Origin of the sequence: Halobacillus sp. B23F22_5, assembly GCF_043497085.1 — a bacterium.
Lineage (GTDB): Bacteria > Bacillota > Bacilli > Bacillales > Halobacillaceae > Thalassobacillus.
The window spans coordinates 255,612-282,466 of sequence record NZ_JBIEKI010000001.1 but is presented as its reverse complement, the minus strand read 5'-3'; the positions used below and the strand labels follow the sequence as shown (position 1 = coordinate 282,466).

The window sequence follows — 26,855 nt, the reverse complement described above, 5'->3', positions numbered from 1 at the left end:
ACAATCACCCTATTTTGATGAAGAAGCTTTTTGTTTTTCACCTTTTTTATCTTCCACTTTACGGCTGTCGTTCTTGCGGATAAAGTCAGAGATCAGCTTGTAGTAAGCATTGGACATCATCCAGATACTTTCTTTTTCATCCTCAAAGAATTCAATATTGAAACCATCCAGGTTGTTATTCAATGTCTTCAAGTAATCTTTCAAGACAGAGGCACCACCTCCGACAAAGTAGCAGATTTCTGACTGGGAGTTCTTTTGCCATACATTACGAAGGAAGCGGTATTCTTTTTTCGCAAGTTCCAGCAAAATACGATCCGTAATATCATGCACGCTTGTTCTGCTACCTTTAACCATGATGTGGTTACGGTCATTTTTACGAGTAATGATATCAACGACATCTCTGCGGCTGTCTAATTCTACGCCGTGCTTGCTTCTGATTTCTTCACGGATTTGTTCAAGAGATTCAGATACCCCAAGATTGAACCCTTGCGCCTTATCATCATCTACATTACGGTTACGGATCACAGCGATATCTGTAGAAAGTCCCCCGATATCCTGAATAAGAATCTGCTTATCGATCAAGTCTTTATTGATGATATTCAAATGGTTATCCATTACCAGGTTGATATATGCCGCGAAACCTTCCGGATAAACTTTCACTTCCTCAAATTTAATATTTACTTTCTTGCCTTGATATTTTGGCGTTACAAGAAACTCTACCTGGTGCACTGAACCTAGCAGTTGAGAACGATAGCCAACATCTTTTCCTTCTTTTACTTCTCTTAATGGCAGGCCGGTACCCAATGTGTAATTTGCATCGATGACACCATTATTCGTTTTGAAGCCTTTTTCAGGTGTTTTTTCATTTACAGCATCCAGTGCAAGCGCTGCAAACAACATGACTAATGTCTGATCTTCTTCTGCTTTACTGCTTCCTGGATCCAGTTCTGTAGAATTGGAGCTTTTCGTTGCCAGGTTACCCACACGGTAGATTGCATTATTTTCATGAAGGGCAGGGGAGTGGACACGAATGTGAATGTTATCGATGGGATCCTTATCATCTAAATCCTCAATTCCGATCACCGGGCGATCTTCAACCTCACGCGCTATCACATTCGGTATGTATAGATCGGAATCCAATTTTCCAAATAGTGCTTTTACAGCATCATTACCAACATCAACAGCTGCAATTCTTGAATTTGTCATTTTTTACAACTTTCCTTTCTATTTTGGGATTACTTTTCATACTGTTCCATAAACTACCTATATATCCAATTACTATTTTAAAGTTATAGCAGATTGATAGTATCGTCAATAAGAAAATAGTTGCATACATTCAAGCAAACAAGCATACATTTCCGTGTACTTGTAAGACAATTTGTACACATGGCTATGTAACAGCATGTATACTGATTTGTGTACTTGCACACCAATTTGTGTGCAATTTGTATTCTTTTTGTGTACATGTATACTTTTAAGTACACTTGCATGCATTTTTGTATACTTGGGAAAATATCTGTTAATATTCTATTATTTTACAAATACGAAAAGCCTCGAATAATGAGAGATTATAGTATATCCGAAGAGAATTGAGTTTAATTGTATGGTATTTAATGGAAAGATAAGAGGGTAATAGAGAGAAAATGATGAATTACTATGAAAAAAAGGGAGGGAGGGAGGGAGGGAGAAAGAAAAGGTTTATATTACAAACAAAAAAAGCCATTATCAATAATAAGATAACGGCTAAAATGAGGGAGAAAATATCCAAAAGTTAACAGATAGGATTATTGATCCGCTGGATAGACAATTCCAGCCTGCTTCCTGGCTTCTTCAACTATTTTAATGGTAGTGAGAGAGTGATGATGAGAGTTAATAGCCGACTCTCTTTTACCTTCTTTAATAAGTTTAATGAACTCAGCTGCCTCATAGTACATAGAGGGAGAAGCAGAGGGTTGAGTAAGATTTTCCTCACTCCCATCCTTATATCTAATCTCTACGTGCTCAGGGTCGGAAATGTTATCAATCAATATACTGCCATACTCCCCCTGTATTTCAGATGGAGAAAAAGAGGTAGAGATCTTGGAGTGCATCACCACCGCTTCCTTATCATCATAACTGAAAATGATGCTCCCTTCTCCATCCACACCCGTCTCCAGCTTCACTGCATGAGCTTGTATGCTTTTAGGAGCTCCGAAGAGAAGCAGCATCGGGTAAATACAATACACACCTAAATCCATCAACGAACCATTCGAAAACTTCGGATTGAAGGCATTAAGGACCTCTCCCTCCTTATAAGCATCATAACGAGAGGAATACTTACAAAAGCTTCCTACATAACGCCTTACCTTCCCTATTTTATGGATGTTCTTTTGTATACTTAGAAAGTTTGGCAGGAAAGTGGTCTTCATGGCCTCCATAAGCAGCACATCATTTCTTCCAGCTGCTTCAACCATAGCTTCTACTTCTTTAACATTTGAGGCCATCGGTTTTTCACATAACACATGTTTTCCCTGCTCCATTACTGTGATTGCCTGCTGAGCATGAAAAGAATTGGGACTGGCTATGTAGACAGCATCAACATTATTACTTTTTGCCATATCTTCAACGCTTACATATACCTCTTCAGCACCGAATCTTTCAGCAAACTCTTCAGCTCTTTCTTTCGTACGAGAATACACTGCTGTTAGCTGGAAGTCCTCATAACCTTTTACATCTTCTAATAATCGTTCCGTAATAAAATTCGTACCGATAATACCAAAACGAACCATAATTATTAATTCCTTTCCTAAAAACATTTGGTTTACCTTCATATTGCACTAAAGGGCATTGCCTCTTTGTCACCCTGCATTCAAATCATTATTTTGTTGGGCTCTTACTAGATCCGCGTAGAAACCCTCTTTTTTAAGCAGTTCCTGATGACTGCCTTGCTCGATAATTTTCCCATCCTGAAGTACCAGTATCAAATCGGCTGAACGGATGGTATTAAGCCTATGGGCGATGACAAAACTTGTCCGTCCTTCCATCAAATTAGCCAATGCTTCATTGATTTTGATTTCTGTCACGGTATCGATGCTGCTTGTTGCTTCATCAAGTATCAATAGAGACGGATCGGCCAGTATTGCCCTGGCTATAGAGAGCAACTGGCGCTGGCCATGACTGATTCCTTTCCCATCCGCATCAAGGACTGTATCATAGCCTTCCGGAAGACGGCTGATAAAGCTATGGGCATTAGCTGCTTTGGCGGCATCTTCTACTTCTTCATCACTGGCATCCAGCCTGCCATAGCGAAGGTTCTCTCTAATCGTAGTATGGAATAAAGTAGCATCCTGTAATACGACCCCCATCTGCTTTCGGAGGCTGTCCCGTGTGATATGCTTGAGATTCTGTCCATCTACTAGTATTTCGCCTTCATCCGTTTCATAGAAACGCGACAGGAGAGAAATGATGGTTGTTTTTCCTGCTCCCGTCGGCCCGACAAGGGCTACTGTCTCTCCCGGTGAAGCTGTAAAATTAATATTTTTCAGGGTTGGCTGCTCATCCTCGTAGGAAAAGTAGACAGAACGGAACTCTATTCCTCCGTGGAGGTTTTTAATAGCTTCTGCTTGTTCCTCATCTTTTGTCTCTTCTGTTTCATCAATAATCTGAAAAACGCGATCAGCCCCTGCAACTGCCGAGAGAATCATATTGAATTGGTTGGCAAGGTCGTTCAATGGACGGGTGAACTGCCTGGAATAGGTAGTGAACGTAACAATTACCCCGATAGAAACGGCACCATTTACAGCCAGAATCCCTCCCCCGCCGACGATGATGGCAAAACTGATATTATTCAGCATATTCATCAGCTTCGGGATAAAACCGGAGTACGTCTGTGCCCAGTAACTGGCGTGCTTAAGGGTTTCGTTTTTCTTCCGGAAGGTGTCGATGACATTTTGTTCCTGGGAGAACATCTTGATGATCGTCTGCCCGGAAAACATTTCCTCCACGTAGCCATTCATATCCCCAAGTTCTCTCTGTTGATCCTTGAAAAACCGCCCCGTCCGTTTCGTAATCCATTTCATTCCGAAATACATCACCGGCACAATGGTGAGCGTAAGTACCGTCAATAGTGGACTTAACCACAGCATCATTCCAATAGTTCCGAGAATAGTGATCAGGCTGGTAGTGAATTGGATGACGGCGGTGTTCAATGTTCTGCTGACATTTTCCATATCATTCGTCAGCCGGCTCATCAGCTCTCCGAATTGCCGTTCCTGGAAAAATAAAATCGGCAGCCGCTGGAGATGTGAAAACAGGTGGTTACGCATCGTAAATACCGTGTTTTGCGATATGCCGATCATCCAGTAGTTTTGCAGCCATAAAGTTATAGAGTGAAATATATAAACCGCTCCTAATAGAACCAGCATTTGCAGCAGTGTACTGGTCTCTGGATCTTCAATCACTCTATCAACTGCCACTCCGAGCAGGTAAGGACCTAACAAAGACAATAACGAACTGATCAGAACAATAACCAGTACCAGCCAGAACAACCGCTTCTCGCTTCGCATATAACTCCAGACTCTCTTTATAGTTGCCTTAATGTTTTCTACTTTTGGAGGCCTTGTTCCGATACCGTGATGACGGGCTTTTGGAAGCTGGGGAGACTCTGTCTGTTTATGCCCCTTGTTATCCGCCATTTAAATCGCCTCCGTTTCTTGCTGGGACTGGTAGACTTGCTGGTAATAGGCATTATTCTTCAGTAATGTTTCATGGTCGCCTGCTGCGAGGATGTGACCTTGATGCATCAATAGTATTTTGTCAGCGGCCTTTAAAGAGCTTATCTTTTGAGCGACAATTACTACCGTGCACTCCTTCTTCCGCAGGCTTGCTAACAGCCTGGCTTCTGTATGCGCATCAAGCGCACTGGTACTGTCATCTAACAAGAGTATCTTAGGGTCCCGTACGAGCGCTCTCGCGATCGACAGGCGCTGTTTTTGCCCGCCGGAAAAGGTAACCCCTTTCTGACCGAGTTTCGTCTCATAGCCGTCCGGAAGGGATGTAATAAAGTCATGGATTTGAGCATCCTTTGCCGCTTTTATCACTTCTTCCATGGTGGCATCATCTTTTCCCCATTGAATGTTTTCCTTCACACTTCCTGAGAATAAATGAATCTCCTGGGGAACAAGACTGATTTGCTTACGCAGTGCTTTGACATCATATTCTTCAATCGGCATTCCATCGATAAGCACTTTTCCACTAGTTGCCTCCTGCAGTCTCGGGATAAGATGAAGGAGCGTCGATTTACCTGAGCCAGTTTCTCCTAAGATCCCCACTGTCTCCCCTGCTTTTGCGTGAAAAGTGATCCTTTCAATAGCAGGCAGCTTAATGGATGGATAAGTATACGAAACTTCTTCAAACCCGACGGCACCCTGGATTTCTTTTTGTATTCCACCTTTTTGTTCGTGAGTCTGTACTCCTTCAGCCTCTATGATTTCATTAATCCGGTTAGCAGAAGCTTGTCCTCGCGAAAATACCATGATTAAAAAGGTGAACACAGAAAAGGTGAACATCATACGGGTAGCGTAATTAATGATAGCCACAACTTCCCCCGCTTTCGCAGTTCCGAGATTCAGCTGGCTAGCACCGAACCATAAGATTACGAGTATGACCAGGTTCATTCCAAGCATGACCATTGGCATGGCTAACTCCATCAGCCATAACGCTTTTTTGTTATCGTTCATCAAAGATGTGTTAGCATTCTTGAACCTGCCTTCTTCATAGTTACCCCGGTTAAAACCTTTGATCAACCGGATACCGGCAAGGTTTTCCCTGATAATGGTGTTTAGGTTATCCAGCTTTTCCTGAACACGACGAAAATACGTCACACCCTTTGTCAGTATCCAAAATAAGAACAACAACATAAGGGGCACGGATAATAATAAAATCATCGCTAATTCTTTATGTACGGTAAATGCCATCACGAGCCCGCCGATGATGAATAACGGGGCGCGCAGGGCTATCCGCATGAACATAAAAATCAAGTTCTGGATTTGTGTAACATCATTTGTCATCCTCGTGATCAATGTCGGTGTTGAAAAACGCTGAAAGTTTTTACTGGTGAATTCCTGGACTTTTCGGAACATGTCATCGCGCATGTCGTAGCCTGCCCCCTGGCTGACATTCGCTGCAAAATAGGAATTGGTGATGCCGGCTGCAAAAGCAACCAGTGAAATCGCCACCAGTACACCTCCCCAAATCGCAACTGTCTTAAGATCTTCCTGCAAAATTCCATCATCGATGATTCGGGCCATTAACAATGGCTGGATCAATTCGACAACCAGCTCGACAACCATCAAAAACAACCCAATGTACATCGATATTTTATAGTGGTAAGCATAAGCAAACATTCTTCGCATGTCCGGTTCCCCCGATAGTTCTGAAAGTTCTTATAATTATACAGCAAAAACGGGTTTCAGCGAACCATTAAGCAGGTCTAATACCCCTATATTTTGGAAAAGATAGTACCAAGTATTTATAGGAGTGAAAAAATATGCTGGAGCTATTGAAAGAATCATTGCTTGTACTTGGGCGTATTTCCACTATCGTCCCTTTGATGCTCATTACCGCTATTTTTATGGGGAAAAGAGCGATCGGAGAACTTCCGATTTTCGACTTGCTGATCATCCTGACCCTCGGGTCTGTCGTTGGGGCGGATATCGCTGACCCGTCAGTAAATCATATTCCTACTGCCGTGGCCATTATCACCCTGGGGTTATTACAGAGGCTTGTCGCAAAACTGAAAATATCCAGCCGTTCGTTCGGAAGATGGATTACGTTCAAACCGACTGTGGTTATTCAAAATGGCAAGTTCATCAATGAAAATATGAAAAAAATCCATTACTCGATAGATAATGTCCTCCAGATGCTGCGTGAGAAGGATGTCTTTGATATCGCGGAAGTTCAGACAGCAATCGTGGAAGCGAATGGCGAGTTGAGTGTACTGAAACATGCGCGCCATCAGACTGTGACGAGACAGGATATGAACATCATCCCCTACTCTTCCGATATCGCTCTGCCGATCATCATTGAGGGTGATATCTCACGGGAAGTTTTAAGTTACTTTGGAGTGAAAGCTGTCTGGGTACGCCGCCAGTTGCTTAATAATGGAGTCAAAGATATCAATGATGTATTTTATGCTTCCCTCAATCGGGAATTAGAGCTGCACTATACGCTGAAAAGTGAAGTTAGACAAGCGGTACCACCAGTACAGCATTAACAGTAATACAGTCATTTTCTCGCTTTCGATACAAACCGGTTTCCAGTTACCCAAAACCTCCAGGGATAATCACGAGCTTCTCCACTGTTATCGATGCCAACCCGAGGACCGGCAGATATGGATTCAGGCTTATCTCCATCTGCGATATATAAGGGCGGGCGGTCGAATTTCAGACCATAGTCTGATTTGATGATTCCCAACGCTTTCGTGAGCTTCCCCGGTCCATTAGTCAACTCGATCTCTTTTTTATTTTCTCCGCGGCGCTGGTACATCAAGTTAATCCCTTCCAGCGGCTCTACAGCACGGATCAATATCGCTTCCGGTTCCAGCACATTGCCGCTCACTACGTTAACAAGGCAATGGGTATGCATCACATACGTATAGACATGACCTGGCGCTCCAAACATAACCTCCGTCCGTTTCGTCCTCCGATTTCCATAACTATGGGCTGCACGGTCACCTGGACCTATGTAGGCTTCTGTTTCCACAATTCTGCCTGAAGCAGTTCCTTCCTCGGTTTCTTTCACTAATGTTTTCCCTAATAACGCTTCAGCGAGCTCTAATGTAGGCTGGTGAAAAAAATCTTGTTCCAGCGGTTGATAACTCATTCAGACACCTCCTGTATCGGTATCATTCCCCATTATCAGCTTGTCAAAAATATTCCTTTTATAGAATACTCTGGTTTTGTTCATACTTTAACTATACTTAATTTTACAATAGGTGGTTTTGATGGAAATGAAAAAAGTGACAATCAGCATTAATGGTCAGGAAATCGAAGCTAATGAAGGACAGTCGATCTTTGAAGCCGCACGTGACAACGACATTTACATGCCGGGAATTTGCGCTTCACAGCCTGATTTAGGAGTGGGAGTCATCCAGACGTGTGACACTTGTTTTGTCGATGTAAATGGAAAGCTTCAGCGCTCCTGCTCCACTAAAATCGAACAAGGCATGCAAGTTTCCGATAAATCCGACAAGGTTAAGGAAGCCCAGCTCGAGGGAATGTCCCGTATATTAGAGAACCATGAGCTGTACTGTACCGTTTGTGATAATAACAATGGAGACTGCGTCGTGCATAACACTGCCGAGCATCTGCAAGTGAACCATCAGAAATACCCGTTCACACCCAAACCTTACACGGCAGATAACACCCATCCATTCTACCGGTATGAACCAGACCAGTGTATTCTTTGTGGATTATGTGTAGAAGCCTGTCAGGACTTACAAGTCAGTGAGGTGCTTTCGATTGACTGGGAACGGAAAGAACCCCGTGTCATCTGGGATAATGATGTTCCGATCAATCAGTCCTCCTGCGTTTCCTGCGGCCACTGTGTCAGTGTATGCCCTTGCAACGCCTTAATGGAAAAATCGATGCTTGGTGAAGCAGGATATATGACAAAAATACCAAAGAACATACTTGAACCAATGATTGATGTGACAAAGGAAGTTGAACCAGGCTATAGTGGCATTTTTGCCATATCCAATGTTGAAGCTGCGATGCGGGAAAGCCGGATCAATAAAACGAAGACAGTTTGCACGTACTGTGGGGTCGGATGCAGCTTTGAAGTATGGACAAAGGGCCGGGATATTTTAAAAGTCCAGCCTCATCCTGAAGCACCTGCCAACGGAATTTCCACATGTGTCAAAGGGAAATTCGGCTGGGATTTCGTTAATAGCAAGGAACGGTTGAAAACACCATTGATTCGTAAAGGAGAAAAATTTGTAGAAGCCTCATGGGATGAAGCCCTCTCACTTGTGGCAGAAAAACTGCAGGGCATCAAACAGCAGAACGGTTCCGATGCGCTTGGTTTCATAGCTTCCTCTAAGTGTACCAACGAAGAAAACTATTTGATGCAGAAGCTTGCCAGACAAATTTTCCATACGAACAATATTGATAACTGCTCGCGTTACTGCCAGACTCCTGCCTCTGCCGGGTTGATGCGGACAGTCGGGATCGGCGGGGACTCCGGGACGATTGAAGATATCGCTGCCGCCGAATTGATTATCGTCGTAGGGGCGAATCCGGAAGAATCGCACCCGGTTCTTGCTACCCGGATCAAGCGGGCACATAAACTGCATGATCAGAAGCTGGTAGTCGCAGACTTACGTAAAAATGGTCTGGCGGAACGTGCAGATTTACACCTGCATCCTAAGCCAGGCACAGACCTTGTCTGGATTTCAGCCGTAGCGAAATACATGATAGACCAGGGATGGGAAGCCAAAGACTTTTTAAAAGAACGTGTCAATAATGTCGAAGAATACATGCAATCCCTGGATAAATTCACGATGGAATATGCAGAAAGCGTGACAGGCCTTACCCAGGAGACCATGAAAAAGGTAGCGGAGATGATTCATGAATCCAATGCGACTTGTATCCTGTGGGCGATGGGGGTCACCCAGCATATGGGGGGCACCGATACAAGCACTTCGATTGCCAACTTGCTGCTGGTGACTGGAAACTTCGGCAAACGCGGCACAGGAGCTTATCCGCTTCGCGGGCACAATAACGTGCAGGGTGCCAGTGATTTTGGTACGATGCCGAACTTCTTCCCGGGATATGAAGCTGTCGATGATGACGCAATCCGCGGCCGCTATGAAAAAGCGTGGGGAACTCAACTGCCGAAAGAACCCGGGCTAAATAATCATGAAATTGTCGCGGCCATTCATAAAGGATCCGTCAAAGGTGTCTATCTGTTCGGCGAGGAAATGGGACTGGTCGATTCAAACATCAATTATGTCCATGAAGCTTTTGAAAAACTCGATTTCTTCGTTGTGCAGGACGTGTTCTTTTCTAAAACAGCCCAGTTTGCCGATGTCGTTCTTCCGGCTGCCCCGAGTCTAGAAAAAGAAGGTACATTTACCAATACGGAACGGCGCATCCAAAAGCTGAATAAAGTGATGGAGCCATTAGGCGACAGCAAACCGGATTGGGAGATTTTCCAGGAGCTTGCTAATCGGCTTGGTGCTGATTGGAATTATGATAACCCAGGTGAAATTATGGCTGAATCAGCAGCGCTTGCCCCTGCATTCGCAGGCGTTGATTATAAACGACTGGAAGGATGGGACAGTCTCGTATGGCCAGTCGATAAAGATGGACAGGATCATCCATTACTATATGAAAAAGAATTTGCCTTCCCGGATGGAAAAGCAAAGCTCTTCCCGGTAGACTGGACCCCGCCTTATGAAGCTGGCGAGGGGTATGATCTCCATTTAAATAACGGCAGGATTCTGGAACATTTCCACGAAGGAAATATGACTTACCAATCAGACGGGATATCTCATAAAGTACCAAACCCATGGCTGGAAGTATCTCCGGAGCTTGCCAAAGAAAGAAACATAGAAACGGGGGCATTAGTGCGTCTGACTTCCCCTTATGGAAAAGTGAAGCTGCGTGTCTGGGTGACTGATCAAGTTAAAGGTAACGAGCTCTATCTGCCAATGAATACACGGAAGGAAATAGAAGCCGTCAACAAACTGACGAGCAGCTACCATGATAAAGATACGCATACCCCGAACTACAAAGAAATGCAGGTGAAGATGGAGCTGTTAGAAGCAAAAGGAGAATCTCCTATTGTTGTTGGAAACTTCCGTCTGGGCAACCCGCAGCCACAAATCGGTGTCAGAGTGACAAAAAAATGGGAGCGAGAAGATTTCACTCCAATACCTGAATTGATTGAAGAGGAGGGGTTGTTCGATGGCCAAAGCGATACAGCAAATTGATACCCAGCAAGCGACTGCTGAAGAACAGCAACATAAAGACATATCAGCATTAGTGAGTCAGATTGCTGATAATAAACAGGCAATCGCCAGCATGCTTGAAATTGTCGAGCAATTGGAAGCAACGGGAGCACTCGATATTATGAAAGGATTTCTGAGCGCGCGTGAAAAAATCGGCACTATCGCAGTAGAGCAAATCAACCAGCCGAATATTCACCACACCATAAAGAATAGCTTTTATGCTTTAGGATTCGCCGGTAATCTGGAGCCTGAAAAATTAAGGACGATGCTGGAAAGTGTACAGCAAGGAATTGAATCAGCCTCCAGCCACGCAGAAAAAACAGATAAGAACAACCTTTGGGGATTGATGAAATCTCTTCGTGACCCACATGTTGTTACCGCCCTTTCCACCATGGTCAGCTTTTTGAATGGAATGGGTAAAGGATTAGAAGAAAAAGGTGATAGCCATTGATTACACGTACATTTTCAATAGCTGATTTCCACAAGGATGATGAGGCACGTGTTGAAGAAATACTATATGATGTGTGGGGAGTTCGGAACGTGGAGGTCAACTCCCACCTGGGATTGGCAACGGTCTCTTTTGATGAAAAAGCCGCTTCCTGGCAGGATTTCACCCAGGCAGTCGCCGACTCCGGATTTGAAGTAAATGGATAATGGTATCGTAAAAGAGGCACTAATCCAAGCAGGATTAGTGCCTCTTAGTTATTTCCCGGGAAATAACTCATTTATCTGCCACTGACGGAATCACGGTGAAAGCGGCCGTTAGCTTGATATAGCAGCTTTTCTGGCACCACTTCTTCAATCATTGGAAAAATTGTCCGCTCTTCTAATCTTACATGTTCGTCTAGCAGTTCTCCTAATTCTCGAAACTGTTCCGCGGTTAAGCGCGGCTGCTCGCGAATCCGTTCGACCATGCCTCTAATTTGTGCATGCTGGATCAGCATCTGTCTGATCGGCTCTTGATCGACATTTCCATACTGGGCGTACAGAGGAAGCAGCACCTCTTCTTCATCGCGAAAATGCCCACGCCCGTCCTGGTTCCAAAAATCAATCACACTCCTGCGATAATCCTGCAAACTTTTTTCTGTTTTTTCCGTGCCTGCTTTTTTCAACTCTACCGCAGTAACAAGCGCATGATGATGGTGATGGGATAAAGGGTATAACGCTTCGTGCCTTTTCATATCCTTTCGACCTCCAATCGAAATGAAGACTATATTGCTATTATATACCATGTGATGGATTACAGAAGTGACCTCCCCCACATTACTTATGTGTTTGTAATACCCTTAAAGAATGAACTCTTTCGCCAGATCCCCCCTAATAATAGACTTTTCCACCTAAATCGATTGTCCTAATTACATACGACGAAAGCATTGTTTTCAGATTTTTCAATAAACTATTGACAATTTTCCCTTATACTTCAAGTTATATGACAATAAAGGAGGAATTGGGTGTGAAAAAGACAGGACTCATGCTTATGCTTTGCGCAAGTCTGATCGTTCCCACGACTGCTGACGCTGCGCCTGTCGATGACACCAACGATACATACAACACGAACATTGATATTGAGAATGGGATGACCCAGCCAATTTATTCACTGGATGACGCTATCGAGGAAGAGGTCTATATTGAAACCACGGTCGACAGCGACAATGATGGTGAACTTGATCGTGTCCATGCCACGATCATTCGTCCAGCTGAAACCGAAGAGGGGCTGGATGTGCCTGTGCTTTATACGATGAGCCCTTATTATGCAGGCCTTAACTTCCCATTAGAATTTTATGATGTCAATAAAGAACTGAATGTCGTCAACCATCCTGGCAAACCGCTTCTTACCGGACAAAATAATGCAGCAGGGCTGCCTGGTTACTTAGATGATTACTTCGTTCCACGCGGTTATGCTTTCATCGCTGCAGAAAGTATTGGAACCGGTCAGTCGAACGGTTGCCCAACCACTGGTGATTACCAGGAGGTGGAAGGAACAAAAGCAGTCATTGATTGGCTGAATGGCCGTGCGGAAGCCTATAATGAAAATGGAGAACAGGTAACTGCCGATTGGTCGACCGGTAAAGTCGGGATGGCAGGAGTTTCCTATAATGGTACTTTACCAAATGCTGTTGCTACTACTGGTGTTGAAGGGTTGGAGACGATTGTGCCGATTGGGGCAATTAGTGATTGGTACGATTATTACCGTTCCAACGGTGCTGTTATAGCTCCAGGAGGTTATCAAGGTGAAGATACGGATGTACTTGCAAAAGCTGTGATGACTCGGGAAAATCCCGAAGTGTGCGCTGGGCAGATGGAGGAATTAACAGAAGGACAAGAACGGGAAACCGGTGACTACAATGACTATTGGTACGCTCGCAATTACGTAAAAGACGCCAAGAATATTGAGGCCAGCGTCCTGCTTGTCCATGGATTGAATGATTGGAATGTAAAAACAGAACAATTCCAACAATGGTGGGAAGCCTTAGAAAAAAATAATGTTCCAAGAAAAATGTGGCTTCACCAACAAGGGCATACCGATCCCTATTATGTCCGACAGGAAGAGTGGATGACTACTTTGAACAAATGGTTCGATTACTGGTTATATGATGTGGAAAATGGCATCATGGACGAGCCGATGGTGGATATCCAGCGGGAAGATCAATCCTGGGAAACAATGGCTGCCTGGCCTGCCGAAGACGCTAAGGCCACGAAGCTTCACTTCAGTGCGGAAGAAGGGCTTGGCTCACTCAGCTTCTCGCCGGTATCGAATAATAACAAAACAGAAGATACGATCATCGATGATCCAAGTCGTACCGCAGAAACATTGGTAAAAGATTTGAATGGTAATAAGGATAACCTCGCAGCCTACTTAACGGAACCTTTAGGTGAGGAAATGCGACTTAGTGGTGTACCGGAGGTTTCTCTCCGTGCTGAATTTGACCAGCCAACCGCTAACCTTACCGCTCTGTTAGTGGATCATAGCAATGAAGGTACGGAAATTATTACACGGGGCTGGATGGACCCGCAAAATATCAATTCCGATTGGAAAGCGAAGTCTCTCTCACCAGGGAAAGATTATACTTTCCAGTGGGATATGCAGCCGGATGATTATGTTTTCGAAGCTGGCCACCAGCTCGGCGTCGTAATCATTTCTACTGATTACGATTACACGCTTCGCCCTGAAGGCGGCACAAAAATAACAATTGATCCTGCGAGCAGCTACATCCAGCTGCCATTAGTGAAGTAAATCAAAAGCCAGTATGCACCAGCATACTGGCTTTTACATGGAATAGCGTATAGCCAATATATCAAATAAATATTATTTCCTCATATTCACACTGCTTTCTCCTCCATATTTTGAAATTTAGGTTTTGTCACTTCCCTCAAAGGAAAGAATAAAATAAATTATTCACAAAAACATTACATCGTAATAGATAACGTTGGGGGTGGCCATTATGAACAACTTAGAAGAGTTAGAGCAGAAAATAGAAGAAATGCGAGTATATATGTATTCCCTTTACCATCATGATCCCTTGGATGATAAGTTGATTGAAGCCTCTCAGACGCTGGATCGGCTGTTAAATGAACTTTCAGCGGCAGACAGTGCGATCAACTACGAATGAATTTTCCACCTTGTAAACCAAAGAACATGAAAAAACTGCCTCAAGGAATCGAAGACTGATCCCAAGAGACAGTTTTTTTACGAGAGCCGTTTACGTTTGGACGAGGCAGGGATTTGGAGTTCTTCCCTGTATTTAGCCACCGTCCTCCGCGATACGGTTATCCCTTCTTTTGTTTTAAAATGGTCGGAAATCTTCTGATCGGATATCGGCTTACGCTTATCCTCCGTTTCGATCAAACTTTTTAATAGCGCTTTTACTCTAGCGGAAGATGTATCGTTACCCGATTCACTACTGAGTTTGGAAGTGAAAAAGATACTTAATTCAAAGCACCCTTGAGGGGTCTGAATCACTTTATTCGCTTTGGCCCTACTTACGGTGGACTCATGGACTCCGATTGCTTCAGCCACTTCTTTCAGGGTCAGGGGCCGGATAGCCGTAAATCCTTCTTCGAAAAATCCTGCTTGCTTTTCTACAAGCACTTCGGCAATTTTCATCATTGTTGCCTGCCGTTGTTCCACACTATTAATCAACCATAAAGCCTTTTGGTAATTATCCTTTACATATTTTGCCGTCTGGTCATTTTTATTAATCAAGGTGCGGTAATTCGTATTTACGTGGATCGAAGGTAAATAACTGTCATGGAGAACAATCTTATACTCCCCTTGATGCTTCTTTACGGTTATATCGGGACGCATATATTCTGCAGGTGACTTCGCAATACCTGCAAAAGGCTTAGGTTTTAACTGTTGAATCACTTCTACTGCTTGATGTACTTCAGACAGAGGTGCATTCAATTGTTCAGCCAGCATGCGCCATTTTTTTTCCGCCAGCAACTCCAGGTGATTCGCAGCGATTTGTTCAGCCAATATGTTATCTTCCTGCAACTGTCGTAGTTGAAAAGTTAGATAATCTGATAGATTTCCAGTTCCAACTCCTATAGGGTCAAGGTATTGCAGTGTTTCAATAACCCCTGCCACTTGACCTCTTGGCAGCCCAAATTCATCAGCAATCTCGGACACTGGAATGGGAAGGTAGCCATTGTCATCTAAATTCCATATCAGGTATTGCATCAGCAGTCTTTCTACGTCAGGCAAATCTAATAGGCTTGCCTGCTCCCATAAATCCTCTCTTATATCTTTTTCCCTGGTAGCAAAATCAAGTGGACTGGCACCTGAGTGATAGGACCTTTGCTGATAGACAGGTTCGTGGTCGACCTCTGGTGTTTTTTCCTTTAATTCAATCAGCGGATTTTCCAGTGCTTGTTCCTGGATATACGCTGTCAGTTCCATCGAAGAGAATTGCAGCAATGATATCGCCTGTCGTAATTCAGTTGTCATAGCCAGGTTCGTCGTTTGCCGTTGAGACAGACTTAACTCCATCATGTTTCTCCTCCCTGCTTAAAACCATATGAACGCGCTTACATTTCACAATAGACTGATTTCTTTTAGAATATATTTTATTTTACTATGCATCATGATCAATTAGAAGTTGTTCGAGATTAACTTATACTTATTATCATATTGGCGTATCCATCATGAAATTTCAAGCTCGTATCAAAAAAACTTCCCCAGGAGAACCATTTTCTGGTTCTCCTGGGGAAGACGGTTAAGACGGTTAAAGCTGTTTTACTGATTGTGGGATGTCTTCTGCCTGGGTGATAGCGCTAATGACCGCCACGCCATCGGCACCCGCTGAAATGATAGAAGGCGCATTTTTGCGATTAATACCTCCTATTCCAACTATAGGTATAGAGGGAAAGTTCTCCCTTAGCTCCTTGATCCACGCAGTACCGACGGGGCTTTTGGCATCGGCTTTGGTAGTAGTAGGAAACAGCGGACCGGCTCCAAAGTAATCAACATGTTCTATTGGACTTTTCTCCACTTCCCTCCAGTTTGATACCGATAATCCTATCACTCTGTCAGGAAAAACTTCTCGCAAATCGCCAGGCGATATGTCATCCTGGCCCACATGAACACCATCCGCATCCAGTGATTCAACCAGATCGGTATCATCGTTAACGATATACAGCACTTCATGTTCCTTACAAATCCTTCTCAGCTTCAGTCCTAATTCCAGTTTTTCTTTTCCTTGTAAGGATCCTTCCCCTTTCTCTCGATATTGAAAAGCGGTGATCCCACCCTCAATGGCTTCCAGTAAAATTTCTACCGGATCACGGGTGCAATTAGTACTTCCCATAACTAGATATTTTCGCAGTCTACATGCCAAATTCATCCTTGGAGTCCCCTTTGCAGCTGGGAGAAATCAAACGATAGAGCATCGATGAACCTGGGTACAAACGTTCCTGAACCAGTCACTCCCGGATCTGCAGCAGCATATTCTGCTGCCAAACCGTAAAACTCTACGGCCGCCAATGCCTGCATTTCAGCAATACCTTCTGTAGTTAGACATGCGGTCAATATGGAACCAAGCAGACAACCGGCACCTGTGACTTTTGCAAGCAGAGGATGACCAGTTTCATTTTTCACCAGGCGACTTCCATTACTAATGACATCTGTTGCTCCTGTAACAACCGCCAGGGTGTTGTATTGACGGGCTACTTGCTCGGCAACTTCTTCGGCATCCCCTTCTCCGCGCGATTCGACACCTTTCATTTCCCAGGAAATATCGACAAGGTTTGCAAGTTCAGCTGCATTTCCTTTGATTGCTGTAAGTTTGACTGTTTGTAATATTTCCTCGACGGCACGCCTGCGAAATCGCGTAGCTGCGACCCCGACCGGATCGAGCACAACCGGGATACCCTTTTCATTAGCTGCTTTACCAGCATGAACCATTGCTGGAACCTCTGCAGCGGTCAGTGTTCCGATATTGATCAACACACCATCGGCATTAAAAGCCATCGATGCTGCTTCTTCCTCAGCCTTAGCCATGACGGGGGCACCGCCAAAAGCCAACAGCCCATTCGCTGTAAAATTCATGACGACTTGATTGGTCAAATGATGGATCAGCGGGGTGTGATTACGCACTTCTTCAATGACATTCATCATTTATTCCCTCCTCACGTATCGCCCAGTGATTCGTTGGTCCGTTACCCTTTCCGATAGAAAAGCCATGACGAATCGCAGCAGTGATATAGTGCTTCGCACGTCTCACTGCTTCGTCTAATGGGAACCCCTGACTTAAATATGCAGTAATGGCTGCTGAATAGGTACAGCCAGTACCATGCGTGTTTTTAGTGGTAATACGATCGGAGGTGAACCGATACATCTTTTTTCCATCATACAAGACATCCAGCGCCTCCCCTATTCGATGACCGCCTTTAATAAGTGCCGCTCCTGCACCGAAGCCATGCACGATGTGTTCAGCGGAAGCTTCCATATCGGCTGACGATTCGATGTTTTCTTCCGTAATCATTTCCGCTTCAGGTATATTTGGTGTCACCAGGGTTGTCAAAGGAAGCAAATGCTCCCGTAAATAAAAACGAGCTTCGCTTTCCATCAATACATCGCCGCTTGTCGCTACCATCACAGGATCCATGACATAAGGAGTCTGGAAGCGGGGTATCGCTTCTGCGACCACTTTCATCATATGGATATCTGCAATCATGCCTGTTTTGAGCGCATGGATCGGCATATCTGCTCGTATCGCTTCAAGCTGTTGTTTTATTATCGACGGTGGCAAATGATGGACTCCTTGCACACCAGTTGTATTTTGAGCGGTGACAGAAGTGATGACAGACATGCCATAGCTCTTCAGTTCTTGAAAAGTTTTCAAATCAGCCTGTATGCCCGCTCCTCCACTTGAATCGCTGCCCGCTATGGTCAGTGCACATGGGATTGGTCTGCTCATCGCTGTGTCACCACTTTCTGTACCGGCCATTCTTCACACGTATAGGCCATTTCCCAAAAAGCCAACTCAAGTTGACAACTCTTCCGGAATGCTTCTTTCATACGGGTGCGTTGTTTTTCAGATACTTCTTCTGCCAGTTCATCCAGGCGGTTACGCAGCTTTCCTGTCAGCCCTCTCATCTCAGCATCCGCGTAGAATTTGATCCATGGATAAAACGGATGGCTACCGTTCGGCTCGTATTGACCCGTCAACACCTGACCGATTTCTAAATATGTCCACGGACAAGGAAGCAACGCACATAGGATTTCGCCTAAGTTTCCGGTATGGGCATGGTACATCATGTGCTTGATATAGTGGTCCGCCGTTGGTGGCAGCGGGTATCCTTGCATGTCTTCATATTTCACCCCAGCCTGCTCACAAAAGTTATGATGGGGATGGGTTTCACTGTTCAATACAAAGCCTATCTGGTCATTGAAGAGTGAGATATCATCTCTATTGCCTGATTTGGAGACGGCTATGCCATAGATATGCATGAACGCATTCAAGTACTCAAAGTCTGCTTTGATATAGTGCTCCAGGGCCTCTTTTGGCACGTCTCCTTTTCCTATACCGACCACAAATGGATGGCTGAATATCTTTCGAAAAATATCATCGTTTTCTTTTCTTAAGTCGTTTGAAAAAGTCATGGTAAGCCTCCTTTAATAGTTAGGAAGCTACTAGGGGAATAAAAGTAGAAAGATAGAGGGTGGTGAAGTTGGTCCTCTACTACTTCCCTGCGCTGGCATTATCCAGATCAGGTTCCAAGGGACAAAGGAAATCATTCCTTATCTCAGCTGTACGCGCCCCTAGTAGTTTTCCGTTAAAAAGTTAAACACTATGAAACTCTTCTTGTATTAGGCAATAATTGTTCTTGTTTGATTTTGACGACGACCAGCCAGCCGATTACAGCACCAGTAATACTGCTGACCAGAAATGATGGAATAAAAAACAAAGCTCCAACCGCACTTCCCATCAGCACATTGGCAAAAGGGACGGCAAACAAAGCGCCAATTACTCCAGTCCCCACAACCTCGCCAACGGCAGCCCAGGCTTTTCTGCCCAGCTTCTTGTATAGATAGCCAGCTAAAAATGCGCCGACCATGCCGCCCGGAAAGGCCAGCAAAGTGCCGATTCCAAGCAGATTACGCAAAACGCCGATCATAAACGCAATGACCACCGCCGGCAGTGGTCCGAGCGTTACAGCCGCCATCACATTGACTGCATGCTGGACTGGGTAAGCTTTAGCTATCCCTGCCGGAAACCAGAGCAGCTGTGCTCCCATGGTGCCAATTGCTACAAATACAGCCATTGTCGTAAGCAGACGCGTACGATTCATTTCTCCCCTCCTTTCTCCAAGAGCGCACTAAAAAAGCCAGATCCTCATGGGACCTGGCTTGGTAGGTTAAAAGAAAATAGACGTATCTTCCGACTACTTCCCTCCGCTGGTATTAACCAGATCAGGTCCATAAGAGTCGGAAAGCTTCACGCGCTTTCCTCTCAGCCCACCATTCAGGGCACCCCTAGTAGTTGTTTCATATATTTAATTTGATGTTTCCATTTCATCATAACAAAGTATAGGAAGCTCTTCCACTTCTCTATGATAAATTTTTGAAAATAAAGCCTGCACACGTATGCTTTGATAGATTTAAAAACTCTCAAGCAGCAAATAGAGCCCGGTGAATAACAAAATCATGTACATGAATAGCTGAAATAAACGCTGGTTGATCCATTGAAACAATAATTGGCCCAAAACAAGTCCAGCCAGTACCACAGGCAAGGCTAATCCGCCAGCCTTCCATACTTCGATGTTCGTGCCCGCAAAAACCACTTGAATCAGCAGGCTCACGAAATAAATGAATAAGTAGAAAGCGAGCGTAGTTGCTCTCAACTTTTCCTTCTTCGTATCCGTACCGGAAAAATACAGCAGGAGTGGTGGTCCAGGCATTCCGATACTGGTGGTCATCGCTCCCGATATACCTCCTGCGATAAAGTCTCTACGCAAAGACTGATGAGTCCGGAATTGGAAGATCAAAAGAATTGTAAGCACCAGGATAACGATACTGATACCGAGCTTTAACTTGGTCATGTCTGCCAAAAGAAAGATGAGGATGCCAATCGGAAGTCCGGCACTACTGCCGATGATGAACCTTTTTAAAATTCCTGTATCGACATCATGACGGATTTTCATAATCAAGACACTGGAAATGACCAGTGAAAGAGCCAGATTGATCTGAATCGCTTCCCTGGGAGCGAACAATAATAATAAAAACGGTGTAGCCATGATCGAAAAGCCGAAACCTGTACTGGTTTGTAAAATGGAAGCTAATAAAATGATGACAATAAATAAAAAAATAGAATCCAAATAAACACCTCTGTTTAATACCGATAACAATCCATGGTCGTCCTATTAAGTAGTGAAATCTCTAAGCTTTTCAGGAAAGCTGAGAAAGTATATAATTTAATAAGATTGTCAAAAAATATCAAGAAAATCTTTTCTATTTGATCTTCCTTTTATGATAACATGTTGATATTATCAAGCGTTGCGATTGCTAACTTAAAATACATATAGGAGTGTAACCATGGCTGAAAATAATAAAGGCTCGATGAAATTCGTTGTCATTTTAACTGTAGTTGTCATTGGACTTGTAGCTGCTTTTGTCGTATTAGATAGTAAAAACAATAGCGGAAGTGAAAGCAATACGGCTTCTTCTGGAGATTCTATCTCTACAGAGGGCCAACCGACCATTGGTGAATCCGATGCACCGGTGGAAATCGTCGAATTCGGCGACTATCTTTGCCCAGCATGTAAAGTATGGAGCGACCAGGTCTTTCCATTATTGAAACAAGATTATATTGATTCAGGCGATGCTAATTTGACTTATGTCAACGTCCTCTTTCACGGGGAAGATTCTGAATTGGCTTCTTCCGCAGCAGAAGCCGTTTATAAACAGACTCCGGAAAAATTTTGGGACTTCAGCAAGCAATTATATGCGGCCCAGCCAGAAGAACACCAGGAAGGCTGGCTGACAGAAGAAAAGATTGTGGAAACAGCTGAAGAAAGTGTCCCATCGATTGATATCGAACAAATGAAACAGGATATGAAATCGGAAGAAATTCAGCAGGAAGTCCAAAAAGATGATACGCTCGTCAAAGAACATGGAGTTCAAGTTACACCTACAGTAATGATTAATGGTGAAATGGTGGAAGACCCATTCAACTATGAAGAGATTTCCAATAAAATTGAAAAAGCGATTGAAGATAGCAATGAGTAAACGGAAAAGTAGCAGACAGCATGTTGCACTTTACATTGCATGGCTGGCTGCTGTCATCGCTACATTAGGGAGTCTCTATTTTAGTGAAATAAGGGAATTCATTCCTTGTGAATTATGCTGGGTACAGCGGATATTCATGTACCCGCTCAGCATCATCCTGGGAATTGCGACTTTCCTGAATGACCGCAGTATCGTCATATATGCGCTGCCGCTCTCTATCATAGGCGGGCTCGTTTCCATTTTTCATTATATGGAACAAAAAGTTCCGGGTTTTGCGAGCATTAAACCATGTGTCGGTGGCGTGCCATGCAGTGCGGAATATATCAACTGGCTGGGTTTTATCACGATTCCTTTTCTGGCATTGACCGCATTTACGCTGATAACGATTTTTTTGTTCGCCGCACGAAAGAAATAAGCTGACCAATAAGCTTAGAGCTGGATTCACACGCTCTGAGCTTATTTTTATGATGAAAAGGGGAAAGCTTTCTTGTATGAGTGACATTGGTTAGGACATATGTCCTTTCAAAAATTTTCATCTTCCTTTTAAATAAATGCAGAATAGGAGGATGAAAGATGAAAGGTGCTTTATTTTCACTGCTTGGAGGACTGTGCATCACGATGCAAGGTATCTTTAACGCAAGAATGAGTGATGCGATTGGCGGGTGGCACACAACGGTAATGGTTCATATCGTAGCCTTCACCATCGCCATCATTATTTATATGAAAGTAAGAGATGGTAAAGGAAAAAGCTTTAAAAAAGTTCCATTTCTTTATTTAATTGGAGGATCATTCGGTGTCATTGTCGTTTTCTCAGAATTGACAGCGATTCATAGAATCGGCCCCGCAGCAGCCATCGCTATCCTACTTGTGTCACAGATAGCAATGGCATTTATCATAGAGTCACGCGGATGGTTCGGGGAGAAGAAAATACCTGTCACGTTGCGGCAAGGCCTTGGACTTATGATGATGCTCGCCGGAGTTGTCCTTTTCCAATTGTAAAAGAAGGTGTTTATACGGTGAAAGAAATAGAAGCATTTGATTTAAACTACTACCTTGAGCGTTATGAACTGGATGGGGTCTTTTCAGAGGATTTCAGGCCCCATATAAAAGCCTGCCAGTTTAAAAAAGGAACTGTTCTATTTTCAGCTGGCGAAGAGCTTGATGAACTCTACATTCTGGTAGAAGGAAAAATAAAAATTTTTACACTTACGCCTGAAGGAAAGTCATTAATTAACCGGTTTAAGCGTCCCCTGGAGCTTATCGGTGATGTGGAATATGTTAAAAGGAATGCGGTCTTTAATTCCGTTGAAGCGGTAACGGATGGCGTGATGCTTGCAGCGTCATTTGCCGATTTGGAGAAGCTGGAAAAAGATCACCCGCCATTTATGCGTTTTTTACTGGAAACGTTAGCCCGGAAGTTTTATACCGAATCCCATACGACGAGTCTAAACATGCTTTATCCAGTAGAAGTTCGTCTGGCCAGCTATTTACTATCGATTTCCTCGGTCAGTGAAGGCACAGCTTTTCATCAGGAAATGCATACATCGAATTTATCAGAGCTCGCAGAGTGGCTGGGGACCAGTTACCGCCATTTAAACCGTGTATTGAAGAAGATGAATTCAGACGGCATCATTGAACGCGCCAATGGCACGATTACAATAAAAGACCTTGAAAAATTAAGCATTCTTGCGAAAGGAAATATCTATGAATAAGGAGGAACGCCGATGACTGGAGCGTTATTAGCGATTATCGCAGGCATTTTAATCAGCCTTCAAAATGTATTCAATGCCAGAGTAAGTGAAAAAACAGGCCCGTGGGCAACGACCTCTCTCGTCCTCGGTCTCGGTCTTGTCTGCTCATTGCCGGTATTTTATTCCATCGAGAAAAGAAGCATTTTAGAATTTGGAAATGTCAATCCACTGTTTTTGTTTGGCGGGGTGTTTGGAGTAGGAATCGTTTTCTTCTTAATGAGAGGCGTAACGCTGATTGGACCGGCATATGCAATCTCGATTGCCCTCATTTCCCAAATTGTCATAGCTTTTATTATTAATACGGGTGGCTGGTTTGGCTTTGAGGCCGCTCCACTTTCCTGGCAGAAGCTGCTTGGAATAGCATTATTAATTGGTGGCGTGCTTGTATATAAATTGGAAAAGCAGACGGATGAGAACAAGCAGGTTGTTAAAAAACACAAGCCGGATCGGGTGATTTCTTTTTCAGGAGATCAACCCAGCTGTAAATCAGACCAGAACTTTCAACAGGAAAGGTATTAGAGCCGTTTACCGTCCTTATAACCAATAAGAAAAGAGGCTGCCCCTTAAGGTTTTTCATAGACTTATGGGCAGCCTCTTTCTTCTATTAATTCTATTGCACTGGAACCTCTATTCCCAACAACGGCGGGTACTGCTGAGAGCCAAAGATATCTCCTTCACCTGGGTCACCACTTGGTGCGAACCGACGAATGGTAAATTTAATAGCGTTGGCCGGATCATACTCGACAAAATCGGTTATTCGATCCTCTTCAATGTTGTATAAAGCAGCCAGTTTTTCCCGGTTGATTGATTTACTATTTTTCACCATCTCATACGTATCTTTTTCCTTGAAAATGATATCAAATGTAATTTTATCAGTACCGGCGTTTTTACTTCGAATCGTTTTCGCCAGATCATTCAATGTACTTGTTTTCATATCCGTTCCTCCTTTTATGCCTTTACTGGTTCACCAATCATCTTTGTTCTTACATCAAATAATTCTAGTGGGTCATCGACCGGAACGGTATGATTCATCGTCCAGGAGTAAGATGCTGTTGCTGGCAGGACATCATCGACAACGAATGCCGCTGTACCAGCCGTACCTTTTACTTCTGGAAGGCGTGCGTAAAAAATCTGACGAGTGCCGAACAAAGTCAGTGCCTCTGCTTCCTCGGCGGTTTCTGCAATCCCTTCAACTATTATGCATAATTCATGGGATTTGATTTCTTTTACCGGTTCAAGGTCGCCCATGACACCATTCTTACCAAACACGCGGAAGCTGATTTTATAATCCTCGTCTTTAAATTCCTCAGCCACTTGCTGTTCTGCCATCTCTACGACCTTATCGATATTTTGAATAGTATAAGGGTCGCGCACACCAGCGATTCCAATGTATTTCTCCCCATTTTTCCCGGAGCCTTCTAATTTCACTTTCACTTTTCCTTCCACAGGTACGAACTCCATCCCTGTGATTCGTGTCGTCTTCTCATCATATTGCTCATATTTACAATTGGTCATATCCAGCATACCGCCGGCAACATACTCATAATAAGGATTGGCGCGCTCATACATGGCATGACCTGCCACTGATGCAATCGTACAGCGCTGGTTCGGATGCATGGCCGTTACCTTTACATCTTCATGAGTAATCGTCCCGACGACGCTTTCTTTGGCACCATAAGGTTCTGCACAGAAGGAAGCGCATTCAAGAACTTTCCCAAGATAGTACGATTGGGCTTCAGGGAAACCTTCACGAATTGCCGGTGCAGCAAAAATTGCACAGTCACTGGAACGCCCGCCAATAACTACGTCTGCTCCCATATCTAATGCTTTGATATATGGATGGACGCCTGCAACGCCAACAATACGGTTAGTTTTATCGACTTCCTCTTTCGTTAGCGGAGGACGTTCATCCAGTCCTTCAATGATGATATCCTGATCGATTTTGTTTTTGACATCTTCCTTATCGACTTCCGAATAAAAATAACCGATTTTGAATGGAGGAAGATTATGTTCTTCTGCAATCTCTTTAATTAGTTCCACATACATATCAACCCGGCTGTTGGATCCCGAGTCCCCTGCCGAACCGACAAGCATCGGAACATTTTGTTCCCTTGCAGCCAGAAGCATCAATTCCAGGTCATGCTTCTGCCATTTGCGCATGCTCACGGAACGATCAGCTCCAAGAGCAGTAGCTCCGATATCGTCACTGCCAGAATCACAGCAGTAATAGTCAGGCTTTGTCGCAGCAGCTATTTTAAAACTTTCTTCTTTTGTTGGTGCAAATCCTAGATGACCGTTTGGGCACACAATACGAAGTTGCTCTTTCATGTAAAAAGTTCCCCTTTCGGAAAATAAAAGTATATAACATGTTATAACCAGTTGAACCGAGTATAAGATATCTAAATTTATTTGTCAATTCTGAATTTTAAAATTTAAGATAGCGTTTTCTTAATTTCTTTTATAAGCTGGACTGGCAGGACTGCCGAATAAACGTTTCATGTTCCGTAACTTCCTAAGTTAGAAGATAAAAACACCACAAAAAAATGAACCTATTATTCATAGGTTCATTGGATGGATCTGGTTATAAAGAATTTGTATTTATCTCCTTTATAGTAGGAGGTTCGATACTCAATCGCTCTTTCTCCCATATAAATGATAGACGTCACTTTGAATATTGGTGTCACTTCATTCAGCTTTAATACTTTCGATATCCGCTCATCTGCTAATACGGATTCGAATGTCTGCTTACTATGGGTTGGGGCTATGTCAGCTATATTTTTATATAAATCCAATGTTGTAAAAGGCCGTCCTGCATCCTTTTCTTTCTTGGCTGCTTCCGTCACTTGTTCCCCAATATCAACCGGAAAAAAGCTATCGTAAAAAACAATCGGCAGCTCATCGCCATAACCAACGAGTTGCAGGTTATACAGTCGTTCCATCATTTCTACATTCAATAAAGTAGATAGTTGAAGGTCAGTAACAGCCATCTCCGCCTTCACAATATCTGTAGAAGCGACCAGACCCTGCTGGGATAATGTAGATTGAAAGCTATCAACTTTACTCAATTCCTGCTTTATAGTAGGTGTGGCCACAAAGGTACCCTTACCGTGGGTACGATATAATAACCCTTCATTTACAGCAAGGTCGATTGCCTGCCTTACCGTGATCCTGCTTACTTCATATTCTTTTCCCAGTTCCCGTTCTGAAGGTATCTGCTGTTCCGGCTCCCATTCCCCTGCTTTTATTTTCTCTTCTATCACGTTTTTTAACTGTATGTATAGTGGGGTAGAGCGGTCACGTTTCAAATTCAACATATCTTCACCAACAATCTCTTATAGTTGTATGCACTGATTATAACAATATTTGGAGGTAGATAAAAACCATA

General features: G+C 43.7%; 27 protein-coding genes and 2 riboswitches. Of the genes, 11 read left to right on the top strand and 16 right to left on the bottom strand.

What is annotated here, in order from left to right; genetic code table 11:
- Positions 1-9: 9 nt before the first annotated feature.
- The 4 genes from ACGTN9_RS01390 to ACGTN9_RS01375 form a co-directional block, all read right to left on the bottom strand.
- The gene (locus tag ACGTN9_RS01390; protein ID WP_499589791.1) at positions 10-1,206 is read right to left on the bottom strand and encodes an Alp7A family actin-like protein; all 1,197 of its coding nucleotides are present in this window, start codon (positions 1,204-1,206) and stop codon (positions 10-12) included.
- 578 nt (positions 1,207-1,784) lie between these two features.
- Positions 1,785-2,768: a Gfo/Idh/MocA family protein gene (locus tag ACGTN9_RS01385; protein WP_499590495.1), complete on the bottom strand. Its 984-nt coding sequence runs from the start codon at positions 2,766-2,768 to the stop codon at positions 1,785-1,787.
- A 69-nt stretch (positions 2,769-2,837) separates the two neighbouring features.
- Positions 2,838-4,673, bottom strand: a complete 1,836-nt coding sequence (locus ACGTN9_RS01380) for an ABC transporter ATP-binding protein (protein ID WP_499589789.1) — start codon at positions 4,671-4,673, stop codon at positions 2,838-2,840.
- Positions 4,674-6,392, bottom strand: a complete 1,719-nt coding sequence (locus ACGTN9_RS01375; protein ID WP_499589787.1) for an ABC transporter ATP-binding protein — start codon at positions 6,390-6,392, stop codon at positions 4,674-4,676.
- 134 nt (positions 6,393-6,526) lie between these two features.
- On the opposite strand from ACGTN9_RS01375, the gene ACGTN9_RS01370 reads away from it, so the two are divergent.
- Positions 6,527-7,252, top strand: a complete 726-nt coding sequence (locus ACGTN9_RS01370; protein ID WP_499589785.1) for a DUF421 domain-containing protein — start codon at positions 6,527-6,529, stop codon at positions 7,250-7,252.
- An 11-nt stretch (positions 7,253-7,263) separates the two neighbouring features.
- Here ACGTN9_RS01370 and ACGTN9_RS01365 read toward each other — a convergent pair whose 3' ends face one another.
- A complete protein-coding gene (locus ACGTN9_RS01365; RefSeq protein ID WP_499589783.1) occupies positions 7,264-7,860 on the bottom strand; it encodes a DNA-3-methyladenine glycosylase in 597 nt (198 codons plus the stop codon).
- Between the two features lie 121 nt (positions 7,861-7,981).
- Here ACGTN9_RS01365 and fdhF point away from each other — a divergent pair, with 121 nt between their 5' ends.
- Genes fdhF through ACGTN9_RS01350 form a run of 3 tightly spaced genes read left to right on the top strand, consistent with a single transcriptional unit; the run spans position 7,982 to position 11,644 of the window.
- Positions 7,982-10,972 (top strand): formate dehydrogenase subunit alpha, encoded by a 2,991-nt coding sequence (gene fdhF, locus ACGTN9_RS01360; protein ID WP_499589781.1) that lies wholly within the window; start codon positions 7,982-7,984, stop codon positions 10,970-10,972.
- Positions 10,947-11,441, top strand: a complete 495-nt coding sequence (locus tag ACGTN9_RS01355) for a helical membrane plugin domain-containing protein (RefSeq protein WP_499589779.1) — start codon at positions 10,947-10,949, stop codon at positions 11,439-11,441. The genes fdhF and ACGTN9_RS01355 overlap by 26 nt, the downstream gene beginning before the upstream one ends.
- Positions 11,438-11,644: a heavy-metal-associated domain-containing protein gene (locus tag ACGTN9_RS01350; RefSeq protein ID WP_499589777.1), complete on the top strand. Its 207-nt coding sequence runs from the start codon at positions 11,438-11,440 to the stop codon at positions 11,642-11,644. Before ACGTN9_RS01355 ends, ACGTN9_RS01350 begins: the two co-directional genes overlap by 4 nt.
- 71 nt (positions 11,645-11,715) lie before the next feature.
- On the opposite strand, the gene ACGTN9_RS01345 is transcribed toward ACGTN9_RS01350, so the two are convergent.
- Positions 11,716-12,171: a hemerythrin domain-containing protein gene (locus tag ACGTN9_RS01345; RefSeq protein WP_499589775.1), complete on the bottom strand. Its 456-nt coding sequence runs from the start codon at positions 12,169-12,171 to the stop codon at positions 11,716-11,718.
- 266 nt (positions 12,172-12,437) lie between these two features.
- On the opposite strand from ACGTN9_RS01345, the gene ACGTN9_RS01340 reads away from it, so the two are divergent.
- Together ACGTN9_RS01340 and ACGTN9_RS01335 are read left to right on the top strand one after the other, a co-directional pair.
- Positions 12,438-14,225, top strand: coding sequence for a Xaa-Pro dipeptidyl-peptidase (locus ACGTN9_RS01340; protein WP_499590493.1), 1,788 nt, complete (start codon positions 12,438-12,440; stop codon positions 14,223-14,225).
- Between the two features lie 208 nt (positions 14,226-14,433).
- The gene (locus tag ACGTN9_RS01335) at positions 14,434-14,601 is read left to right on the top strand and encodes a Spo0E family sporulation regulatory protein-aspartic acid phosphatase (RefSeq protein ID WP_499589773.1); all 168 of its coding nucleotides are present in this window, start codon (positions 14,434-14,436) and stop codon (positions 14,599-14,601) included.
- 77 nt (positions 14,602-14,678) lie between these two features.
- Here ACGTN9_RS01335 and rpoN read toward each other — a convergent pair whose 3' ends face one another.
- The 7 genes from rpoN to ACGTN9_RS01300 all read right to left on the bottom strand — a co-directional run bounded on the left by rpoN (position 14,679) and on the right by ACGTN9_RS01300 (position 20,809).
- Positions 14,679-15,983: an RNA polymerase factor sigma-54 gene (gene rpoN, locus ACGTN9_RS01330; protein WP_499589771.1), complete on the bottom strand. Its 1,305-nt coding sequence runs from the start codon at positions 15,981-15,983 to the stop codon at positions 14,679-14,681.
- A 232-nt stretch (positions 15,984-16,215) separates the two neighbouring features.
- Positions 16,216-16,833 (bottom strand): thiamine phosphate synthase, encoded by a 618-nt coding sequence (thiE, locus tag ACGTN9_RS01325; RefSeq protein WP_499589769.1) that lies wholly within the window; start codon positions 16,831-16,833, stop codon positions 16,216-16,218.
- A complete protein-coding gene (gene thiM / locus ACGTN9_RS01320; protein WP_499589767.1) occupies positions 16,830-17,606 on the bottom strand; it encodes a hydroxyethylthiazole kinase in 777 nt (258 codons plus the stop codon). Before thiM ends, thiE begins: the two co-directional genes overlap by 4 nt.
- Positions 17,590-18,438 carry a bifunctional hydroxymethylpyrimidine kinase/phosphomethylpyrimidine kinase gene (thiD, locus tag ACGTN9_RS01315; protein ID WP_499589765.1) on the bottom strand — a complete coding sequence of 283 codons (849 nt, stop codon included), beginning with the start codon at positions 18,436-18,438 and terminating at the stop codon, positions 17,590-17,592. The genes thiM and thiD overlap by 17 nt, the downstream gene beginning before the upstream one ends.
- Positions 18,405-19,094 (bottom strand): thiaminase II, encoded by a 690-nt coding sequence (gene tenA / locus ACGTN9_RS01310; RefSeq protein ID WP_499589763.1) that lies wholly within the window; start codon positions 19,092-19,094, stop codon positions 18,405-18,407. The genes thiD and tenA overlap by 34 nt, the downstream gene beginning before the upstream one ends.
- Before the next feature lie 67 nt (positions 19,095-19,161).
- Positions 19,162-19,265: riboswitch (TPP riboswitch) on the bottom strand.
- 17 nt (positions 19,266-19,282) lie between these two features.
- Positions 19,283-19,783, bottom strand: coding sequence for an energy coupling factor transporter S component ThiW (gene thiW, locus ACGTN9_RS01305; protein ID WP_499589761.1), 501 nt, complete (start codon positions 19,781-19,783; stop codon positions 19,283-19,285).
- Between the two features lie 81 nt (positions 19,784-19,864).
- Positions 19,865-19,979: riboswitch (TPP riboswitch) on the bottom strand.
- 113 nt (positions 19,980-20,092) lie between these two features.
- Entirely contained in the window at positions 20,093-20,809 is a 717-nt protein-coding gene (locus tag ACGTN9_RS01300; RefSeq protein WP_499589759.1) for a sulfite exporter TauE/SafE family protein, read from the bottom strand.
- A 217-nt stretch (positions 20,810-21,026) separates the two neighbouring features.
- On the opposite strand from ACGTN9_RS01300, the gene ACGTN9_RS01295 reads away from it, so the two are divergent.
- The 5 genes from ACGTN9_RS01295 (at position 21,027) to ACGTN9_RS01275 (ending at position 23,989) form a co-directional block, all read left to right on the top strand.
- Positions 21,027-21,719 (top strand): DsbA family protein, encoded by a 693-nt coding sequence (locus ACGTN9_RS01295; protein ID WP_499589757.1) that lies wholly within the window; start codon positions 21,027-21,029, stop codon positions 21,717-21,719.
- Entirely contained in the window at positions 21,712-22,134 is a 423-nt protein-coding gene (locus ACGTN9_RS01290; RefSeq protein ID WP_499589755.1) for a disulfide oxidoreductase, read from the top strand. The genes ACGTN9_RS01295 and ACGTN9_RS01290 overlap by 8 nt, the downstream gene beginning before the upstream one ends.
- 158 nt (positions 22,135-22,292) lie before the next feature.
- A complete protein-coding gene (locus ACGTN9_RS01285; RefSeq protein ID WP_499589753.1) occupies positions 22,293-22,718 on the top strand; it encodes a DMT family transporter in 426 nt (141 codons plus the stop codon).
- Positions 22,719-22,735: 17 nt separating this feature from the next.
- On the top strand, positions 22,736-23,431 hold the full coding sequence (locus ACGTN9_RS01280; protein WP_499589751.1) for a Crp/Fnr family transcriptional regulator: 696 nt from the start codon (positions 22,736-22,738) through the stop codon (positions 23,429-23,431).
- A 12-nt stretch (positions 23,432-23,443) separates the two neighbouring features.
- The gene (locus tag ACGTN9_RS01275; protein WP_499589749.1) at positions 23,444-23,989 is read left to right on the top strand and encodes a DMT family transporter; all 546 of its coding nucleotides are present in this window, start codon (positions 23,444-23,446) and stop codon (positions 23,987-23,989) included.
- A 91-nt stretch (positions 23,990-24,080) separates the two neighbouring features.
- Here ACGTN9_RS01275 and ACGTN9_RS01270 read toward each other — a convergent pair whose 3' ends face one another.
- The 3 genes from ACGTN9_RS01270 to ACGTN9_RS01260 all read right to left on the bottom strand — a co-directional run bounded on the left by ACGTN9_RS01270 (position 24,081) and on the right by ACGTN9_RS01260 (position 26,781).
- Positions 24,081-24,404 carry a DUF4387 domain-containing protein gene (locus tag ACGTN9_RS01270; protein WP_093042456.1) on the bottom strand — a complete coding sequence of 108 codons (324 nt, stop codon included), beginning with the start codon at positions 24,402-24,404 and terminating at the stop codon, positions 24,081-24,083.
- Positions 24,405-24,418: 14 nt separating this feature from the next.
- A complete protein-coding gene (locus ACGTN9_RS01265; RefSeq protein WP_499589746.1) occupies positions 24,419-25,798 on the bottom strand; it encodes an acyclic terpene utilization AtuA family protein in 1,380 nt (459 codons plus the stop codon).
- 236 nt (positions 25,799-26,034) lie between these two features.
- Positions 26,035-26,781: a GntR family transcriptional regulator gene (locus ACGTN9_RS01260; RefSeq protein WP_499589744.1), complete on the bottom strand. Its 747-nt coding sequence runs from the start codon at positions 26,779-26,781 to the stop codon at positions 26,035-26,037.
- Positions 26,782-26,855 lie beyond the last annotated feature (74 nt).

Bases quoted from the DNA above. Each gene is read 5' to 3' on its own strand.
- ACGTN9_RS01390 (WP_499589791.1), bottom strand. From the start codon at position 1,206: ATGACAAATTCAAGAATTGCAGCTGTTGATGTTGGTAATGATGCTGTA.
- ACGTN9_RS01385 (WP_499590495.1), bottom strand. From the start codon at position 2,768: ATGGTTCGTTTTGGTATTATCGGTACGAATTTTATTACGGAACGATTA.
- ACGTN9_RS01380 (WP_499589789.1), bottom strand. From the start codon at position 4,673: ATGGCGGATAACAAGGGGCATAAACAGACAGAGTCTCCCCAGCTTCCA.
- ACGTN9_RS01375 (WP_499589787.1), bottom strand. From the start codon at position 6,392: ATGCGAAGAATGTTTGCTTATGCTTACCACTATAAAATATCGATGTAC.
- ACGTN9_RS01370 (WP_499589785.1), top strand. From the start codon at position 6,527: ATGCTGGAGCTATTGAAAGAATCATTGCTTGTACTTGGGCGTATTTCC.
- ACGTN9_RS01365 (WP_499589783.1), bottom strand. From the start codon at position 7,860: ATGAGTTATCAACCGCTGGAACAAGATTTTTTTCACCAGCCTACATTA.
- fdhF (WP_499589781.1), top strand. From the start codon at position 7,982: ATGGAAATGAAAAAAGTGACAATCAGCATTAATGGTCAGGAAATCGAA.
- ACGTN9_RS01355 (WP_499589779.1), top strand. From the start codon at position 10,947: ATGGCCAAAGCGATACAGCAAATTGATACCCAGCAAGCGACTGCTGAA.
- ACGTN9_RS01345 (WP_499589775.1), bottom strand. From the start codon at position 12,171: ATGAAAAGGCACGAAGCGTTATACCCTTTATCCCATCACCATCATCAT.
- ACGTN9_RS01335 (WP_499589773.1), top strand. From the start codon at position 14,434: ATGAACAACTTAGAAGAGTTAGAGCAGAAAATAGAAGAAATGCGAGTA.
- rpoN (WP_499589771.1), bottom strand. From the start codon at position 15,983: ATGATGGAGTTAAGTCTGTCTCAACGGCAAACGACGAACCTGGCTATG.
- thiE (WP_499589769.1), bottom strand. From the start codon at position 16,833: ATGAATTTGGCATGTAGACTGCGAAAATATCTAGTTATGGGAAGTACT.
- thiM (WP_499589767.1), bottom strand. From the start codon at position 17,606: ATGATGAATGTCATTGAAGAAGTGCGTAATCACACCCCGCTGATCCAT.
- thiD (WP_499589765.1), bottom strand. From the start codon at position 18,438: ATGGCCGGTACAGAAAGTGGTGACACAGCGATGAGCAGACCAATCCCA.
- tenA (WP_499589763.1), bottom strand. From the start codon at position 19,094: ATGACTTTTTCAAACGACTTAAGAAAAGAAAACGATGATATTTTTCGA.
- thiW (WP_499589761.1), bottom strand. From the start codon at position 19,783: ATGAATCGTACGCGTCTGCTTACGACAATGGCTGTATTTGTAGCAATT.
- ACGTN9_RS01295 (WP_499589757.1), top strand. From the start codon at position 21,027: ATGGCTGAAAATAATAAAGGCTCGATGAAATTCGTTGTCATTTTAACT.
- ACGTN9_RS01290 (WP_499589755.1), top strand. From the start codon at position 21,712: ATGAGTAAACGGAAAAGTAGCAGACAGCATGTTGCACTTTACATTGCA.
- ACGTN9_RS01285 (WP_499589753.1), top strand. From the start codon at position 22,293: ATGAAAGGTGCTTTATTTTCACTGCTTGGAGGACTGTGCATCACGATG.
- ACGTN9_RS01275 (WP_499589749.1), top strand. From the start codon at position 23,444: ATGACTGGAGCGTTATTAGCGATTATCGCAGGCATTTTAATCAGCCTT.
- ACGTN9_RS01270 (WP_093042456.1), bottom strand. From the start codon at position 24,404: ATGAAAACAAGTACATTGAATGATCTGGCGAAAACGATTCGAAGTAAA.
- ACGTN9_RS01265 (WP_499589746.1), bottom strand. From the start codon at position 25,798: ATGAAAGAGCAACTTCGTATTGTGTGCCCAAACGGTCATCTAGGATTT.